The organism is Hymenobacter aerophilus DSM 13606, from assembly GCF_000382225.1.
Taxonomy (GTDB): domain Bacteria; phylum Bacteroidota; class Bacteroidia; order Cytophagales; family Hymenobacteraceae; genus Hymenobacter; species Hymenobacter aerophilus.
This window is the reverse complement of record NZ_KB907816.1, coordinates 50,185-67,848: the sequence shown is the minus strand read 5'-3', so window position 1 is coordinate 67,848 and position 17,664 is coordinate 50,185. Positions and strand designations below refer to the sequence as shown.

Here is a 17,664-nt window from a genome sequence, read left to right as displayed (position 1 = left end):
TCATGCCCAAATCCTTTCTGACAGAAATTAAAAAGCGCTTCGGCACTGGTAACTACGAGGGCGACGAGTTCGGCGGGGCCGGCGGTACGTCGGGGCAGGGCCTGCCCACCGGCACGGCCGGCAACTTCATGTTCGCCACCGGCATCGAGTGCTCGTACCCCACCATCGAGCACGGCAAAGTGCGCCGCGACCTGCTCGAAGAGTGCGGCCACTACGAGCACTGGCAGAAAGACATTCAGCTGGTGCACGAAATGGGCCTGAAAGTGCTGCGTTACGGCCTGCCTTACTACAGCATTCATAAGGGCCCCGGCGAGTACGACTGGGAATTTGCCGACAAGGTGATGGACGAAATCCAGCGGCTGGGCATCACCCCCATTCTGGATTTAATGCACTTTGGCGTGCCCGACTGGCTGGAGAATTTCCAGAACCCCGAGCTGCCCGTGTATTTCGCCGAGTACTGCGGAGCCGTGGCCGAGCGCTACCCCTGGGTGCGCTACTACACGCCCATCAACGAAATCTACGTTACGGCCAAGTTCAGCGCCAAAGACGGCATCTGGAACGAGCAGCTGCAATCAGACGAAGCCTTCGTAACGGCCCTCAAGCACATGGTGGCCGCCAGCATCATGGGCAACCAGCAGATTGCCAAGCGCCGGCCCGACTGCGTCATCGTGCAGAGCGAATCGGCCGAGTACACCCACGAGCTGCGCACCGAGCGCACGGCCCAGATTCAGCTGGAAAACAAGCTGCGCTTCCTGGCCCTCGACCTGCTGTATGCCCACCATCCCGATGGCGAGGTGTACCAGTACCTGCGCGAGAACGGCATGAGCAAAAAGGAGTACAACTGGTTTATGGCCGGCGAGCCGCCGGGCTACCAGATTATGGGCAACGACTACTACGGCCGCAACGAGCGGATGATTCTGCCCGACGGAAAAGTGGTTACGGCCTCCGATGTGATGGGCTGGTTCAACATCACCCACGACTATTACCTGCGCTACCGCAAGCCGGTAATGCACACCGAAACCAACATCTTCGACCCCAACGAGGCGCCCACCTGGCTCTGGAAGCAGTGGGTGAACATCCTGCAGATGCGCAAAATCGGGGTGCCGGTGCTCGGCTTCACCTGGTACTCGCTCATCGACCAGGTCGACTGGAACCGGGGCCTGGAGGTGAAGGAGGGCACCGTGAATGCCTGCGGCCTGTTCGATATGGACCGCAATCCGCGCCCCGTAGCCGCCGCCTACCGGCAGCTGCTGGCCGAGTACGGTCAGATTACCATCATCCCGCACGGCGAGCTGTTCGAGCAAACCACCCGCCCCGCCACGCTGAAGGTGGAGATATAATGGGCGGAAACAGGAGCTAGAAGATAGGATACCGCCGGTCATCCTGAGCGGAGCGAAGGACCTTGTACTACCTGAATTACCAGTGGTACAGGGTCCTTCGTGGCGCTTAGGATGACCGGTTTTTTTCGTTTCTGCTTCTCTGATTCCTAACTTATGAAAAAATAATCCTATCAGATTTGCAGTAACCGAATAGAGTAGCTACTTTCCAGCAGTTCAACTGCTTAACGGCTGCTCTATGGCGAAAATCTACTTGTTGGTAGTTCTTTTGACCGGGCTGCCGCTTATATCCCGTGCGCAGGGCTTGTGGGGCGCCCGCTCGGCCGCGCTGGGCCAAGTTGGCAGCGTGCTCGAAGCCGACGGCTGGGCCGGCGCCGCCAATGCCGCCGCGCTGGGCCAGCTCAGCCGCCCCACCGTGGGCGTGGGGGCCGAAAATCGGTATTTGCTGCCCACGCTCAATACCGTGTCGCTGGTGGTGGCCGTGCCGCTTGGCTACCGCAGTGCCGGGGCCCCGGCCGCCGCACCGGTGGCGGGCGTCGCGGCGACTATTGCCGGGGCTGAGGCGCCGCGCTACGGCACGGTGGGCGTTACGGCCCAGCGGTTCGGCGGCACGTTGTACTCGGAGCAGCGGCTGGGGCTGGGCTACGGCTACCAGCTGGGTACCGTGCGCGTGGGGGCCCGGGTAGAGGTGCTGCAAACCAGCATTCAGGGCCTCGGGAGCCGCCGGGCGGTAGCCGCTTCGCTGGGCGGGCAGGCCGATATCATTCCGCGCAAACTCACCTTCGGGGCCACGCTCTACAACCTCAACCAGGCTCGGCTGGCCGAGTACCAGGACGAGCGCGTGCCCACCGTGCTGCGCGCCGGCCTGGCCTGGCGCCCCGCCGAAAAGGTGCTGCTGCTGGTGGAAACCGAGAAGGACGTGGAGCAGGATGCCGATTTCAAGGCCGGCCTCGAATACCAGCCGCTGCCGGCTCTGGCCCTGCGCGCCGGCCTGAGCACGCTCACCAGCCAGCTTACCGGCGGCCTGGGCCTTCGCACCGGCGCCTTCCGAATTGATTACGCCGCCGGCTGGCACGAAACGCTGGGCCTGAGTCAGCAGCTGAGTGCCGCCTACGTGTGGGAAAAGCCCGGTAAGCCATGAAGCCGCGCCTGTTGCTACCCCGTCTGCCGGGCCGCCGCCGGCTGCCTCTGCTGCTGACTGCGGCCGGCCTGCTGCTGGCCGTTGCTTCGGCCTGCGGCCAGGACTACCCGCGCCCGCCCGTGCCCGACCTCGACCGGCTGACCCAGGAGCTGTTTGCCGAAATCCAGAGCGACGAAAGCGGCGTGGCCTACGAGGACCTCTACGAAACGCTGCTGCTCTACTACCAGACCCCGCTCAACCTAAATCTGGCCACCCGCGACGAGCTGCGAAGCTTGCTGCTGCTCTCCGAAACCCAGATAACCCACCTGCTGGAGCACCGCCAGCGCACCGGCGCGCTGCTGAGCTTCTACGAGCTGCAAAGCATCGAGGGCTACGATTTGCGCACCATCTACCGCATTGCCCCCTTCGTGTCGGTGCTGACGGGCGACCCCAATGCCGTGCGCGGCAACCTGTGGCAGCGCATTGCCCGCGAAGAAAACAACGCCCTGTTTCTGCGCTACGAGCGCACTGTGCAGGGCCGCCCCGGCTACGGCCCGGCCGATACCACCAGCACCGGCCGCCCCGCCACCCGCTACCTGGGCTCGCCCGATAAGCTGCTGCTGCGCTACCGCGTCAGCCGCAGCCGCGACTTCAGCCTGGGTTTCACGGCCGAAAAAGACGCCGGCGAGCAGCTCATATGGGACCCCGCCACCCGCCGCTACGGCGCCGATTTCTACTCGGCCCACTTCGTGGTGCAGGAGTGGGGCCGACTGAAAACGCTGGCTTTGGGCGACTACCAGCTGCAATTCGGGCAGGGCTTGCTGCTGTCGTCGGGGTTTGTGGTGGGCAAGGGGGCCGAAACCATTACCACCGTGCGCCGCAGCTCGGTGGGCGTGCGGCCCTACGCCTCGGTGCTCGAAAACTCGTTTTTTCGGGGCGCGGCGGCCACCGTGGCCATTACGCCTACGGTGCGGGCCACCGTGTTCGGCTCGCGCAAGCGGGTTGATGCCTCGCTGCAGCAGGCCCAGGATTCACTGGCCGAGTTCCGCGAGTTTACGTCGGGTCTGCAGCTGAGCGGCTTCCACCGCACGCCCACCGAGCTGGCCAACCGCGAAGTGCTGCAGGAAACCGTGCTCGGCGGCCACGCCCAGTACACCAGCCCCGATGGCGACCTGCAAATCGGCGCCACGGCCGTCAACACCCAGTTCGACAAGCCCCTGCAGCGCCGCGACGAGCTATATAATAAGTACGAGCTGCGCGGCGACCGGAATCTGGCGGTGGGCGCGCACTACAGCTACGTGTGGCGCAACCTGCTGCTGTTCGGCGAAACGGCCCGCAGCGCGGGCGGCGGCCTGGGCACCGTCAACGGGCTGCTGGCCAGCCTCTCGCCGGCCGTCGATGTATCGGTGCTGCAGCGCCACTACGCCCGCGACTTCCACACGCTCTACGGTAATGCGTTCGGCGAAAACTCGCGCAACATCAACGAAAATGGGTTGTACGTGGGCCTGAAAGTGCGGCCCGCGCCCCGCTGGGAGGCCTCGGCCTACTACGACCGGTTCAGCTTTCCGTGGCTGCGCTATCAGGCTGGCGCCCCCGGCGCGGGCCACGACTGGCTGGTACGCCTCACTTTCAGCCCCACCAAAACAAGCCTGCTCTACGCCCAGCTGCGCCAGCGCACCAAGCCCTACGACGCCGACACCCTGCGGGCCGTGCCGCTGCCCGTGCCCACCCAGCGCCGCAGCCTGCTTTTCTATTATGACACCAGCCCGCTGCCCCAACTTAGTTTGCGCACCCGCGTGCAGGGCAGTAGCTACCGCGAAGACGGCGGCCCCGCCCGCCACGGCTACGTGCTGGCCCAGGACGTGACGGTGCAGCCCCTGCGCCGCCTGCGCCTCTCGGCCCGCTACGCCCTCTTCGACACCGACGACTACGACACCCGCCAGTACGTGTTCGAGCAGGACGTGCTCTACGCCTTCTCCATCCCGGTGCTTTCCGGCCAGGGCACCCGCACCTACGTGCTGGCCCAAATCGATGTCAACCGCCACCTCACGTTCTGGCTCCGCTACGCCGACACCCATTACCGCCACCAAACCACCGTCGGCTCCGGCCTCGACGAAATTCAGGGCAACCGCCGCTCCGACGTGAAGGCCCAACTGCGCTACCGGTTTTAAGGGCTAGGTTTTAGGGCTTAATTATAAAGCTTGAGGCGAGGCTTACAGTCAGAAAGGCGCCCGCTAAATAGGCGCGGCCGTGCAATTCGGCTGTCCAGTCCAACCTATATGAAGGCGCACAAAAAAACGGTCATCCTCCGCCCGCAAGCGAAGGATGACCGTTTTTTCTAAGCTCTAAGCTCTAAGCTCTAAGCTCTAAGCTCTAAGCTCTACTGCTTCAGCAGGCGCACCACGCTCGTGCCTTTGGGCAGGTCGAGGTGCAGCTGGTAGATACCGGGGCTGAGGGGGCTCAGGTCGAGGCTGGTTTGCAGCTCGGCCGCGCCTTTGGTCAGCGTCCGGGTCTGTACCAAACGGCCTACGGCGTCGGTAACGCGTAGCGTAACGGGGCCGCGCTGGTCGTTGCCGATGCGCACCCGGAACTGGCCGGTGCTGGGGTTCGGGGCTACTTCAATGCCCTGCAGCGCAGCAGCCACAGTGCGCGTAACCACCGAAACCGTCTGGCAGGCCTGGTTCGAGTAGTCCGAAGCGCCGGCCGCATTGATGGCCCGCACGCGGTAGCAGTACTGGCCATTGGCCGTCACCTTGTCGGTGTAGAAGCTGGTGCCGGCGGCCACGGTGCCTACTTTGACAAACGTGGTGGAGGGCGCCAGGGCGCGCTCAATCTCGTAGCCGGTTTCGTTGGTGGCGTTATCGAGCCAGATCAGGTCGATGTCGGCGCCCGTAGCGGTGGCTACCGGGGCCAGTGCCGTCAGCGACGTAGGCGCCAGGGGCAGCTCATCCAGCGTGCAGATTTCCAGGCTCCAACCCGTGAGCGAGCCGCCGTTGCCGGGCTTGTTGTCCACAATGGTCAGCGTCCAGTTGCCGTTGGAGGGCGAGTTGAGCAGCTCGCCAAACGAGTTGAAGGGGCGCACCGTCGAGCCGCTAACCAGCGGGCAGGCCAGGGGCGCCGTGGCCGCGTCGTCGAAGCTCAGGCTGAGGTTGCCGGTGCCGGGGCACAGGCGCGGAAACAGCACTACGCGGCGGCCGGCGGGGTTGGTCAGCGAGATTTCCAGCTCGCTTACATCCGCATGCGTGATGGCCAGGTTGCGCACCCGGATGTTGGCGGTGCGGTTGGTGTTGCTGACGGCAATAACCGAGGTGATGGTCGCCGTACCCGTTGCCGAAATCGTGAGCGGCACGTTGGTGGCCGCCAGCGTCTGGCAGGTCTGGGTACCGGTCGTGAAGTTGATGACGGCCGAGTAGGGGCCCGCCCCGCAGCCGCTAAGCGCCCGCACCCGCACAAAGTACTGGGTAGCAGCCTGCAGCTGGTTCGGCACGTAGGAATTAGCCGGGCTGATGGTCTGGGTGATAACGCCCGTCGTGAAGGCGGCATCCAGCGCCAGCTGCACCTCGTAGCCGGTGGCATTGGTTACCGGCGACCAGGTGATGCTGGGGCGCAGGCTGGTGCGGGTGCTGGCAGTGGCCGGGGCCGTAATCTTTGGCGCCTCGGTAACGCCCGGCAGAATGGTTAGCCGCACATCGAGCGTGCGCGTATCGGTGCCGCTCACGCCCGTCAGCTGCAGCGTGTAAGTGCCCGAAACAGCGGCGCTGGTGGCGGTAATAGTAGCCGTGGTGTTGGTGCCGGCCGCCACCGTGGGGGCGGGGAAGGTAACCGTTACGCCGGCCGGCAGGTTCGTAGCAGCCAGCGTTACCTGGCCGGTGAAGCCCTGCAGCTGGCCCACGGTGAGGGCCAGCGTACCCGAGCTGCCGGCGCAGAAGCTCAACTCGCCAGCCGTACCGGCGGGGCCCTGCAGAAAGAAGGTCGGGCCGGTCGGCACGTCAATCTTGAAATTCTGATCCGATACATCGAAGAAAACTCCATCCGTGGCCTGCACCTTGATGCGGGCCTTGGTAGTAGCAGCCACGCTGGCCGGCAGCGTCAGGGTCTGGTAGCCGTCGTTGGGCGTACCCGCCAGCAGCGTCGTCGGGAAGGTCAGGCCGCCGTCGGTCGAGAGCAGAATATCGACGTTGGCGGCGCTGATGGGGGCCTGGGTGGTGTTGGCCACATCCCAGCTAACCTGCTGCGGCGCGCCCACCAGCCAGGTGGTGCCGGCCGAGTTGGGAGCCGTTACCACAAACGGGCCGGCCGTCGGCACCACCACTACATTCATCGAGTCGTAATCGACCCCGCCGCCACCGGCCCGGTTGTCGCGGGCCACGAGGCGGAAGATGAGCCGGCGACCGTACGTGGGCAGCAGCTCGCCTTTGGTCTGGGTGTTGTTGAGAATGTCGCTCAGGCGCGGGAACGTGCGCGAAGGGCTGGCAGTCGGCGAGAACACGCGGAACAGCGGCGCATCGCCCGAAGGAGCGTTCGGGGCGCCGGCCGGGCCGAGATTGTACTGCTCCCACGAGTAGGTCAGGGCGTCGTTGTTGACGTCGGTAGCCGAGCCGGTGAGCGTGAACGGCGTGCTGACCGGAATGGCGTAGTTGCGGCCGGCATTCACGACCGGAGCCGTGTTGCCGGTGGGCGTGTTCACCGAGCAGTTGCCGGTACCCGTAATGTGGGCCACAATCTGGTCGAAGCTGCGCGAGTGGAAAAAGGCGTCGGAGTTGGGCTGGGTGTTATCGGCCCCGCAGATGCCCGCGTAGGCCATAATGGTCGTGCCCGAGCCCGGCTCGTAGGCCGCTGTAGCGGCCCGGTTGCCGCCTCCGCACGAGCCCGTCTGGCTGTTGAAGGTGTGGTCGCCGCCAAACTGGTGGCCCATTTCGTGCGCTACGTAGTCTACATCGAAGGCGTCGCCAACGGGGCTGCTGGTGCCGGTTACGCCGCGGGCCTTGCCCGTGTTGATGCAGACCGAAGGACGCTGGGCTACGCCCCCGCCGTTGGTGCTGAACACGTGGCCGATATCGTAGTTGGCGTTACCGATGAGCTTATCGACGTTGGTCTGGTTCTCATTGAGCATCGCACTCCCGTTGTTGTTGGTATACGGGTCGGCGGCGGCGTCGAAATAAATCAGGGTGTCATTGTCGGGTACTATCACCATGCGCACGGCCACTTCGCGCTCGTAAATGCCGTTTACGCGGTTCATGGTGGTGGCCATAGCGGCCATTACCTTTTCCTTGGTGCCGCCGTGGAAAGCCGAGTATTCGGCCGTGGCGGCCAGCGCCAGCCGGTAGGTACGCAGGGTGGCGCCGTTGGCTACGGCGGCCCGCTGGGCGGTGGTCAGCTGCACTTCCGGCTCGCTGCCATCGGGCGAGGGCACGGCGCACACAAAGGCCGGCAGCAACATGTTGCGCCGCTCGAACACGAGGTGCGTGTTGCTGCCCTTGGCAGCCGGGTCGATATAAACAGTGTAGCCGGCGGCCAGAATCTGGGCGTGGAAGCCGGCCGGCGTAACATCCAGGCGGGCCGTGGCCGACGGGTCGTCGAGGCCCTGGGCTACGTAGGTGCGGATGTTGGGGTAGCGGGCCGCCAGCGCGGGCGCCATCACCGGCACCTGCTCTACCCGGAACCGCTGCGAAGTGCCGTTGGGCAGGGGCAGCGAAATAACGGTGGCCGAACCCCGGTTGGCAGCCCGCTCGGGCGGCGCAGTTTTCAGGGCGTTGCGTACGGCATCAAGCTGAAATTCAACCGTCCGGAAGTGGGTCAGGGCCTGGGTAGCCGCCCGGGCCTGAGCCGGCGCCTGGGGCGCATCGGCCCACAGCACGCGCTGGGCCTGAGCTGCCGGAGCGCCCGCCAGCAGCAGGGCCGAGCCCGCCAGCAGCGGCCGCCACGCCTTCCGGTACAGCAGAGTAGAAAGTGGTTGCATCAAGTAGTTGTGGAAGGGCAAAGAACAGAAAGGGGCGCCCGCTCTGCACAGAGAAAGCGCCCTCAATATAGAAGTTTTGTCGGCAGTCTGCAGGATTTATTGCCAAAATGGCAATAAGTAGGATGCTCACGACGATGCCTTGTATTGCGCCTGTCTAACGCCGGTTCAGGCCTGCGGCTGCTCCTCCAGCACGGCCGGCACCCGGCGCCGCATTGTCAGCAGGAAAACCAGCCCCAGCAGCACGCTACCGGCGCTGGCCAGGTGCACGAAGGGCAAATGGGCCGGCTCGTTGCTGAATATCCAGCCCGCCAGCAAAGCCCCGATGCCGATGCCCGCCTCCAGGGCCATGTACATCGTGGAAACGGCCCGGCCGCGCCGTTCGGGGTGGCTCAAATCCACCGTCCAGGCATAAATGGTGGGCGAGTTGAGCCCGGTGCCCAGCCCGAACAGCATGGCGCCGGCCAGAAAAATCGGCACCGTGCTGGCGAAGGCCAGCAGTAGCAGCGCCGCTACCATAATGCCCGACGAGCCGATAAGCACCGGCACCCGGCCGTATTTATCGGAGCTGCGGCCGCCCACCAGGCGCACCACCAGCGAGGCGCCGGTGTAGCAGAGGTAAAACAGCCCCTTGCTTTCGCCCGTGAGGCCCAGCACCCGGCTCTGGTCGGGCACCACCGTGAAAATGGCGCCGAACGGAAACAGGAACAGCAGCGTGGCCGCGGCCGGCACCAGCACGCGGGGCTCAAACACTTCCTGCCAGCTTTCAATCTTGAGCAGCTTCCAGCTGAAGCGCTGCCGCTGGGCCGGGGCCAGCGTTTCGGTCATGGTGCCCTGCACAATCAGGCTGAGCAGGGCCAGGCCCGAGGAGCAGTAGAACAGCACGTTGAGCGAGAAGTGCGCCGCCAGCCACGAGCCCAGTGTGGGGCCGGCGGCCATGCCCACCGAGCCGGCCACGCCCAGCAGCCCCATAGCCTCGCCACGGCGGGCCAGCGGCACAATGTCGGCAATGAAGGCGGCCGTGCCGGTGGGCTTGAAGCCGGTGCTGAAACCGTGCAGCAGCCGCAGCCCCAGAAACCCCACTACCGTAACGGTAAACGGATAAAAGAAGCCGCAGATAAAGCACACCAGCGAGCCGAACACCATCACCGGAATGCGCCCCACCGTATCGGCCAGCTTGCCCGAAAACGGCCGCGAGAGGCCCGCCGTGAGCGTGAACAGGGCAATGATGTAGCCTTTATACTCGCCGCCGCCCAGCCCCGTGAGGTAGTCGGGCAGCTCGGGCAGCAGCATGTTGAAGCTCATGAAAAACAGGAGCGACGAAAGGCACATCAGCCAGAAGCCGACCGTGTACACGCGGGGCGGCCGGGGCGCGGGGGCCGTAGTAGTAAGCGAAGAAGCCATGCGGCCGCAAAGGTACGGCGGCTGGGCCGGGCTTCAGCACGCCGGACTGAGTGACCGAAATAGAAGCTGCTGATGCACATGAGGCAGCAGTATTCAGTCTTTCTAATAAAGTGCTACGGCTAAAAAAGCAGCCCCGCCGAAACGCGCGCCAGATGAATAGGCTGCACGGTTTCGGCAGGGCTGAAAAAGTGGGGCAGCTGGTGGGAGCCCAGGCTACTGGGCCGGCGGCGTTACCACTAGCACTTCGCCGGGCTTCACGGCAAAATCGGGCTTGCCGTTCCACTCCATAAGCTGCTTGATGGTAACGCTGTAGCGGCGCGAAATGGCGTAAAGCGTCTCGCCCGGCTGCACCGTGTGGCGCACTACCGCCGGGGCCGTAGCAGGAGCCGGCGAAGCCGGGGTGCCGTTCGGGGTAGTGGTAGCGGCCGGCGCATCGGTAACCGCCGGAGCCGCTACGCGCAGCACCTGCCCGATTTTCAGCGACGGATTGGCCGGCAGCTCATTCCAGGCAATGATATCGGCCGGGCGCAGCTTGAAGCGGCGGGCCACCGAATACAGGTTTTCCTTGGGCTCGACGGTGTGCAAACCGCTGGCCGGTACCGGCTCCACAATAGTGGGCGGGCCGGCAGCAGGTGCGGCAGCAACTTCCGGGGCTGGTGAGGAGGCTGGCGCCGCCGGAGTTACGGCCGTCGGCGCAGGAACTGGCTTAACAGCCGGGGTCGGGGTAGCAACCGGAGTCGCCGACGTTGCCGGAACTGGCGTAGCAACCGGCGCAGGAGCGGCCGGCTGCGGGGCCGGAGTGGGAGCAGGCCGCCAGACCGAAGCAGGCCGCGGCGTGTCAGTTGGGGTGGAGGCGGGCGCCGCCGACCCGTCGCGGGGCTCGTCGGCTACGGGGCGCGGGGCGGGTAGCGGCCGGCGCGGTGGCAGCGACGAAGCCGGGACAGGTGCCGGAGCTGGGGCCGGCTTTGCGGGAGCCGGCGCGGGGGTAGCCGGAGCCGGAGTAGCGACAGGAGCCGGAGCAGCAGGAGCCGGGGCGGCGGGCTGTTCGTTTATGCTTTCCACTTGGGCGTCGGCTTCGGCGGCTGAGTCGTCTTCCACGGCGTCCTCCAGCGTGCGGCTGGCGCGGGCGGTGCTGCCGCGGTAGGGCTCGGCGTCGTTGGTGCGCTTGCGGGCAGGAGCTGGGGCGGGGGCCGGGGTGCTGCTTACGGGCTGCTCGAAGGCGGCCAGCGCGGCGCGGTTCTGGCTGTCCACGTACTCGATGGGCGTGGTTTTGGGCCGGGTGTGCTGCAGCCACAGCACCCGGCCGGCGCGCAGCTCCTCGTTGCGGGCCATGCGGTTTTTCTGCCAGATAGCTTTAGCCCGCAGCCCGTACTTCTGCGACACACTCAGCACGCTTTCGCCGGGCTGGGTTACGTGGTATTCTACGGCCGCTTTGTCGCGCTTCTTCTGCAGAAAATAGGGCTGGCCGGGCACAATCTGGTCGAAGGCGTACAGGTCGTTGTACTTCAGAAAGCGCCGCAGCTTGAGGTTGCCGCGGCGGGCCAGGCTTTCCTTGGTGTCGCCGGGCAGGGCCACCAAAGCGCGCAGGCCGTTTACGCGCACCAGCTCGGCGTTTTCGGGGTCGGGGGTGGGCGGGGTGAGCAGTTGGGTGGCGGCGGCCGACTTCTGCTGGGCGGCCAGCAGCGTCAGCTGGGCCGGGTCGGTGATGGGTACCAGCACGGTGTACACGCGGTCAGTGGGCACGGTGGGGGCCAGCAGCCAGCGGTTGTACTTGGCCAGCTCCTCGGGATTCAGGCGCAGGCTGGTAGCCAGCAGAGCCAGCGGCTGCCCGGCCGGGGCCGGAAACTCTTGGAACAGCAGCGGCGGCCTTGGGTTGAGGTTCAGAGCCGGCTCAAAGGCCACCTTGTGGGCCAGAAACGTGAGCACGTAGCCGTTGGTGCGCTCCGAAATTTCCATTTCGGTGGCGTCGTAATCGGTGGGCAGCGTGTAGGGTTTGGCCCCGGTCAGGCCCAGGTTGTAGCTGATGAGGGTGTTGATCCAGTTATGAAACGTTTTGTTGTTGCGCAGCAGATACTGGGCCGCCGCCTTCGAGGAGGCCACAATATGCTTGCGCTCATCCACCGCCTCGTTCATCAGCAGCCCAAAATCCTGCGCCGACTCGCGCTTGAACTGCCAGTAGCCAATGGCGTCGCTGATGCTCTGGGCGTTGCCCTGCAAACCGCTTTCGTGGATGGCCAGGTAGCGGAAATCCAGCGGCAGCCCTTCCTGCTGAAACACCCGGTCGATAATGGGGAAATACGCATCAGCCAGCACCACTTTGGCCTGGAACGAAGCCGGGTGGCGGCGCAGTGCATCCACCTTCTGCTGCACGGCCGCTTGGCCGCCCGGCGTGAGGCGCAGGCGCAGGTTGCCCAGCAGCAGGTTGGCCGGCACGGGCACAGTTTGGGCCACGCCCAACAGCGGGAGCAGCAATAGTAGCAATAAGTAAATTCGCTTCATGACGGAGACAAACCGGAGGCGCAACGGCCGGCAATGGGTGCCGCACCAGCCTCGTCGGCCCGCAAAATAGCGCAAAAATCAGCGGCTGGGCTAAAAGCCGCCGGGCCGGCCCCCGCCGCCCCCGCCGCCGGGCCGGCCATAGCCGCCGGGGCGCGGGCCGTCGTTGGTGTCGCGGCCGCCGCGCTCGAAGTCGGTGGGGTTGCCGGCGCCGCCGCCGAAGCTGCGGATGTTGTAGGTGAAGCTCAGCAGGAAGTAGCGCTGCAGGATGTTGGTTTGCACGTCCTCGGTGTAGGCGGCGGCAATGTTGCGCTGGATGCTGTTGTTCTGGCCCAGCAAATCGAAGGCAAACAGCTGGATTTCGCCCCGCTGATTGGCGAAAATCTTCTTGCCCAGCGAGGCATTCCAGAGTACAAAGTTCTGGTTGTAGCCCGCCGCCAGGCCCGAGTACAGCTGGTGGTTGACATCAGACTTGAGCGTGATGCCCTTGAGGATAATCCAGCTCAGACGCAGGCTGGTGTTCTGGCGGAAGTAGCGGCTGTTGAGCTGCGGCTGCAGGCTGTTGCGCACCCAGCTCTGGCTCGAATTCGACGAAAGCGTGAAGTCGAGTTCGGGGCTGATGTTGCTGCTCAGGCCCACGCCCAGGCTGGCCGAAGGCGTGCGGTTGTAGTTCAGCTCGCCGAATACCAGGCCCGGCGTCTGGGCATAGTTGGCCCCGGCATTCACGCTCAGATTCGATTTGATGAAGGCCAGCGGCTGGCTGTAGTTGGCAAAGGAGCGCAGCGAATACTGCCGGCTCAGGTTGACGGGCCGCGTGAGCTGGCCGCCGGCCGGAATCACGATGCCATCAACCGTTAAAGGGGCGCCGCTGGCGTATATCGTGTTGTTAGTGATGTAGTTGTTCACGTAGCTGCCGCCCAGAAAGGCGAAAAACGAGCGCGACTTCTCGGGCACCGCCGACGAGTAGCGCACGAACAAATTCTGGCGGGTTTCCTGGCGCAGATTGGGGTTGCCGGTGGTCAGCTGCAGCGGGTTGGCGTTGTTTACCACTTCCTGCAACTGGTTGACGGAGGGCGGATTGGTGCTGGTGCGGTAGTTAATGCGCAGGTTCTGCTGCTTCGAGAAGTTGTAGCGCAGCCGGGCGTTGGGCAGCACATTCAGGAACGAGCGGCGCGTGCTGCCGGGCCGCGGAAACTCCTGGTCGCTTTGCAGGCGGGCGTCCTGCACCTCGGCGCCCACCGACCACTGCAGCTCCTTGTTCTGGTAGCGGTAGCTCAGCTCGCCCGAGTTGGTGAGGTAGCTGCTCTGGAACACCGAGCTGAGCGTGTCGTTGAGGCGGGTGTACTGCTGCTCGGCGGGCACGAAATCGTAGGTGCGCTTGTCCGATTGATTGGGCGTGTAGGCCACGTCGTATTCCAGCTGCAGGGCCGAGTGCTCGCCCAGCGGCTCGGTGTAGTCGAGGCTGCCGCGCCAGTTCCAGCCGGTCTGGGTCAGCTCCGAAAACTGGTTAAGCGTGCTGGTAACGGGCTGCTGCTGGCGGTAGAAGGTGTTACTGGAAAGCAGGTTGTTGTCGCCGCGGTTGTCGTTGTAGCCCACGTTGAAGCCCGCCGCAAACGTGCGGCCCCGCCGGGCAAAGCGGTGGCGGTACAATAGCTGGCTGCTGCCCGTCAGGCCCGTCAGGGCCGAGCGGTAGGAGCTAGCGTTGGCGCCCTGCGGCGTGGTGGCGCCGGCCGCATCAGCCGGGGCCAGGTAGGTGTTGCCATCGAGCAGGCTGGTACCCGTGTTGCGCTGCATACTAAAGCTGGGCCGCCACAGCAACGAGTTCAGCGAGTCGAATTTGTGGTCGATGCGCAGGTTGAAGCGGTTGTTGAGGTTGCGGCTGGTGGCGCGCGAATCCTCGGCGTAGCGCAAATCCTGGGGCTGGCCCACGGTGGGCACGTAGCGGCGTAGCAGGCTGGTGGTGCTGTTGTTATCGCTCAGGTTGAAAAAGTAGCTGCCCTGCACGTCGGTTTTTGTGCCCCAGGTATCGGAGTAGTTCAGGCCCAGCGCGTGCGTTTTGCTGATGCCGCCCCGCTGGTTCACCAGAAAGTCGCCCGCGTTGCCCCCGCCACCACCGCCCTGGCCTCCCCGGCCGCCGCCACGGCCACCCCGGCCGCCGCCGCCCGAGCCGCCCACCACGCCCAGCAAATCGTCGGTGCCGAAGTTCTGCTCGTTGATGTTGTTGGTCTGGGCCACTACGCTCAGCCGGCGCTTGCCCTTAAAGCTGTTCAGGTTGCCGCTCACCCGGTAGCGGTCGTCGAGCGGCCCGTAGCCGGCCACCACCCGCCCGAACTTGCCGTTGCGGAATTGCGGCTTGGTCACGATGTTGATGGTTTTCTGCTGGTTACCATCGTCGAAACCCGTAAACTGGCTCTGGTCGGAGGCCCGGTCGTACACCTGAATCTTGTCAATCACCTCGGCCGGCAGGTTCTTAAGCACGGCGTCGGGGTCGTTGCCGAAAAACTCCTTGCCGTCCACCAGCACCCGTTGCACCTGCTCGCCCTGGGCCTGCACCTTGCCGGTCGTGGGGTCCACGGTCACGCCGGGCATTTTGCGAATCAGGTCGCCGGCGCTGGCGTCGGGGTTGGTTTTAAACGAGCCGGCGTTGAACTGGGCCGTGTCGCCCTTCTGCACGGCCGCCGCGGCCTGGCCCACCACTTCCACGCCTTTCAGCGTTACGCCCCCGGCCTGCAATGTCAGGGCGCCTAGGTTCAGCGGCGCGCTGCCCACTTCCACGGTGCGCTGCAAATCCTGGTAACCCAGAAACGACACCGTGAGCCGGTAGCGTCCCGCCGGCACGTTGGGCACCGTAAAGGCGCCCTCCGTATCCACGGCCGCCCCGCGCCGCACCGAGTCGGGCAGCTGCAGCAGCACCACGTTGGCCCCCAGCAGCGCCGACTGGTCCTGAGCATCGAGCACCCGCCCGCTTACGGTCGTCTGAGCGCGGGCCGTGGTCAGCAAAAGGATAAACAGCAGCAGCGAAAAGAGGAAGCGTAGCATCAGCAGGCGAATGAGTCAGGCATTAGCCACCATAGACGCCAAATTTTCGCCAACGTTTAACGGACTCGCCGTTTTCTTTTGAAATAGATTCGGTTGATAAGTAAAAGGCGTGTCATTCTGAGCAGCGCGAAGAATCTCGCGGGTAATGGTAACTCTGTCGTCAGAAATTGCTGTGGCACGCGAGATTCTTCGCTTCGCTCTGAATGACGGGCTATTGGAAACTGCCGTTGCGCTACAGCTTGCGCACCAGCAGCAGCCCGTCGCGCAGGGGTAGTAGCACGTTTTCCACCCGCGCATCGGCCTGCACTTTGGCGTTGAAGGTGCGCACGGCGTGGGTGTCTTTGTCGGCAGGCTTCACGGGGTAGCCGGGCAGTACCTTGCCGTTCCAGAGCACGTTGTCAATCAGCAGGAAGCCGCCGGGGCGCACCTGGGGCAGTACCAGCTCGTAGTAGGTGTCGTTGTTGATTTTGTCGGCGTCGATGAACACCAAATCCCAGGTTTCGGCCAGCGCGGGCACCACCTGCCGGGCGTCGCCAATGTGCAGTTGAATCCGGTCTTCCAACCCCGCCTCGGCCACGTAACGCCCGATGCGGCCGGCCAGCTCGGGGTTCTGCTCCACGGTGTGCAACAGGCCATCGGGGGCCAGCCCTTCGGCCAGGCACAGGGCCGAGTAGCCGGTAAACGTGCCCAGCTCCAGCACCCGCCGCGGCCGCACCATGTGGCTCAGCATACTCAAAAGCCGCCCTTGCGCGTGCCCCGACAGCATGCGGGCGTGCAGCACCTGCACGTGGGTTTCGCGATTGAGACGGGCCAGCAGCGGGCTTTCGGGGCTGGTGTGGTCGTCGGCGTAGCGCTGGGCGTCGTCGGGAGAGTACATGCGGGTCGTTAGAAGAGAGTAGGCGCCGGGTGCGGCTGGTAGATGCGGCGCCGGTGGTAGAGTAAGTGCAGCGGGTTGACCTCATGGGCCAGAGCCAGCATCAGCCGGCCCGACTGGCCTTGCAAGGTCCCGTCATCGTTCACCGACCAGCTGCCCCGGTCGAAGGTAACGTGGTGGTTCGGGCACAGGCACAGCAGGTTGTCGAGCTTGTCGGGCCCGTGGTGCGGGCCGCCGAGGCCCCGGATGTGGGCAGCTTCGGCGTAGGGCCCGGTAGGAGTGGGCAGCCGGGCGGCACAAACCTGGCAGCTGAAATCGTAAAGCTCCTTCACGGCGCGCATCAGGCGGGTGTCGCGCACCACGCGGCTGGTTAGGGCCAGCTGGCGCGGCGCCGGCTCGTAGGTTACGGCCGGCTCCTGCAGAAGCGTTGCTGCCGAATCCGGCAATGCTTCGGCAGTCAGCATTTCCAGCCGGAACTGCCAGATAAGGTGGCCCGAGCGGCCCAGCTGCGCCGAAGAGCGGGTAATCAGGTACAGCCCGGCGTACTGGTAAAAGGCCCTTTTTCCCTCCTGCACCTTGCGGATAACGCGCACCGGCGTTTGCTGCTCGAAGCTGAGTTGCAGCGCCCGGTTGCCACTCGTTAGTTGCTGGTCGGCTACCTGCCGGCCTTCCTGATTGCCGCCTTCGCCGGTGTACAGTATCACCGAGCCCAAATCCTGGTCGTCCTCGTAGCCGCCCGATAATACGATGGCCTCCGCCGGATGGCCTTTAAGGCTCGAAATACCCTTATACAAGTCCCGGTGCAGCCCCGCATCTTTCACTTCCGAGCGGCGCAGAAACTCGTGCCCCGGCTCGATACCGGCAACTGGGCCAAGATGAACGGGTACCGGACGAGTAGCCATCAGAGAACAGGGGTAGGAAAGCCGGGAAAAGTAACCGGCCGGCTGCAAACCTACTCGCATCCTTCACAATGTAGCCTTTGCCCCGTTGCTTTTTTCAGGCACCAGCCGAAACTTCCAGACCCGAAAGCCCGCCTTGCCCGGCTCGTACACGGCCGCTACCACCCGGTACAGCCCTTCGTAGCGGTAGCCGCGGCCCGAATCAACCGCAACCCGCCGGAAAACCCGCACCGAGCGGCCGGTTTCCAGGCTTTTGTGCAGATACAGGTTGCGGCCGGTTAGCTCCTGGTGGGCCGTTTGCCGGCCGGTGCGCGGGTCGCGCCCGCCGCTGCCCGAGTACGTCAGGTCGTGCTCCCGAAAGTCGTCGTCCTCGTACTGGTCGGCCAGAATAATGGATTCCGCGCCTTCCTCGGCCGAGCCGCTTACGCCGGTGCGCGTGGGTCGGTGCAGCCCCGCCCGGCTCAGCGCCAGCCGGCTGTCCAGCACATCGCCCGGCCGGTAGTAGCCGACGTGGCCGAAGATGGGCATAAGGTGATTTG

At 64.9% G+C, this 17,664-nt stretch carries 10 protein-coding genes; 3 read left to right on the top strand and 7 right to left on the bottom strand.

Annotated features, from left to right (window positions below):
- The first annotated feature begins 2 nt into the window (after positions 1 to 2).
- From H145_RS0112990 to H145_RS0112980, 3 genes are all read left to right on the top strand, one after another.
- The gene (locus tag H145_RS0112990) at positions 3 to 1,340 is read left to right on the top strand and encodes a family 1 glycosylhydrolase (RefSeq protein WP_019948593.1); all 1,338 of its coding nucleotides are present in this window, start codon (positions 3 to 5) and stop codon (positions 1,338 to 1,340) included.
- A gap of 235 nt (positions 1,341 to 1,575) precedes the next feature.
- Entirely contained in the window at positions 1,576 to 2,478 is a 903-nt protein-coding gene (locus H145_RS22855; RefSeq protein WP_157541529.1) for a hypothetical protein, read from the top strand.
- Positions 2,475 to 4,628, top strand: a complete 2,154-nt coding sequence (locus tag H145_RS0112980; protein WP_019948591.1) for a hypothetical protein — start codon at positions 2,475 to 2,477, stop codon at positions 4,626 to 4,628. Before H145_RS22855 ends, H145_RS0112980 begins: the two co-directional genes overlap by 4 nt.
- Positions 4,629 to 4,837: 209 nt before the next feature.
- Here H145_RS0112980 and H145_RS22850 read toward each other — a convergent pair whose 3' ends face one another.
- The 7 genes from H145_RS22850 to H145_RS21230 all read right to left on the bottom strand — a co-directional run bounded on the left by H145_RS22850 (position 4,838) and on the right by H145_RS21230 (position 17,653).
- Complete coding sequence (locus H145_RS22850) at positions 4,838 to 8,416, bottom strand: reprolysin-like metallopeptidase (RefSeq protein ID WP_157541527.1); 3,579 nt, start codon at positions 8,414 to 8,416, stop codon at positions 4,838 to 4,840.
- Between the two features lie 165 nt (positions 8,417 to 8,581).
- On the bottom strand, positions 8,582 to 9,817 hold the full coding sequence (locus tag H145_RS0112970; protein WP_026351492.1) for an MFS transporter: 1,236 nt from the start codon (positions 9,815 to 9,817) through the stop codon (positions 8,582 to 8,584).
- 213 nt (positions 9,818 to 10,030) lie between these two features.
- Positions 10,031 to 12,316, bottom strand: a complete 2,286-nt coding sequence (locus tag H145_RS24880) for a LysM peptidoglycan-binding domain-containing protein (RefSeq protein WP_083937786.1) — start codon at positions 12,314 to 12,316, stop codon at positions 10,031 to 10,033.
- Between the two features lie 90 nt (positions 12,317 to 12,406).
- Positions 12,407 to 15,352 (bottom strand): TonB-dependent receptor, encoded by a 2,946-nt coding sequence (locus H145_RS0112960; RefSeq protein WP_019948587.1) that lies wholly within the window; start codon positions 15,350 to 15,352, stop codon positions 12,407 to 12,409.
- Between the two features lie 232 nt (positions 15,353 to 15,584).
- Positions 15,585 to 16,229 carry an O-methyltransferase gene (locus H145_RS0112955; RefSeq protein WP_019948586.1) on the bottom strand — a complete coding sequence of 215 codons (645 nt, stop codon included), beginning with the start codon at positions 16,227 to 16,229 and terminating at the stop codon, positions 15,585 to 15,587.
- Positions 16,230 to 16,237: 8 nt separating this feature from the next.
- Positions 16,238 to 17,128 carry a YDG/SRA domain-containing protein gene (locus H145_RS0112950; RefSeq protein WP_026351491.1) on the bottom strand — a complete coding sequence of 297 codons (891 nt, stop codon included), beginning with the start codon at positions 17,126 to 17,128 and terminating at the stop codon, positions 16,238 to 16,240.
- Between the two features lie 63 nt (positions 17,129 to 17,191).
- Entirely contained in the window at positions 17,192 to 17,653 is a 462-nt protein-coding gene (locus H145_RS21230; protein WP_019948584.1) for a YDG/SRA domain-containing protein, read from the bottom strand.
- Positions 17,654 to 17,664: the final 11 nt, after the last annotated feature.

Bases quoted from the DNA above. Each gene is read 5' to 3' on its own strand.
- H145_RS0112955 (WP_019948586.1), bottom strand. From the start codon at position 16,229: ATGTACTCTCCCGACGACGCCCAGCGCTACGCCGACGACCACACCAGC.
- H145_RS22850 (WP_157541527.1), bottom strand. From the start codon at position 8,416: ATGCAACCACTTTCTACTCTGCTGTACCGGAAGGCGTGGCGGCCGCTG.
- H145_RS22855 (WP_157541529.1), top strand. From the start codon at position 1,576: ATGGCGAAAATCTACTTGTTGGTAGTTCTTTTGACCGGGCTGCCGCTT.
- H145_RS0112990 (WP_019948593.1), top strand. From the start codon at position 3: ATGCCCAAATCCTTTCTGACAGAAATTAAAAAGCGCTTCGGCACTGGT.
- H145_RS0112960 (WP_019948587.1), bottom strand. From the start codon at position 15,352: ATGCTACGCTTCCTCTTTTCGCTGCTGCTGTTTATCCTTTTGCTGACC.
- H145_RS0112980 (WP_019948591.1), top strand. From the start codon at position 2,475: ATGAAGCCGCGCCTGTTGCTACCCCGTCTGCCGGGCCGCCGCCGGCTG.
- H145_RS0112950 (WP_026351491.1), bottom strand. From the start codon at position 17,128: ATGGCTACTCGTCCGGTACCCGTTCATCTTGGCCCAGTTGCCGGTATC.
- H145_RS21230 (WP_019948584.1), bottom strand. From the start codon at position 17,653: ATGCCCATCTTCGGCCACGTCGGCTACTACCGGCCGGGCGATGTGCTG.
- H145_RS24880 (WP_083937786.1), bottom strand. From the start codon at position 12,316: ATGAAGCGAATTTACTTATTGCTACTATTGCTGCTCCCGCTGTTGGGC.
- H145_RS0112970 (WP_026351492.1), bottom strand. From the start codon at position 9,817: ATGGCTTCTTCGCTTACTACTACGGCCCCCGCGCCCCGGCCGCCCCGC.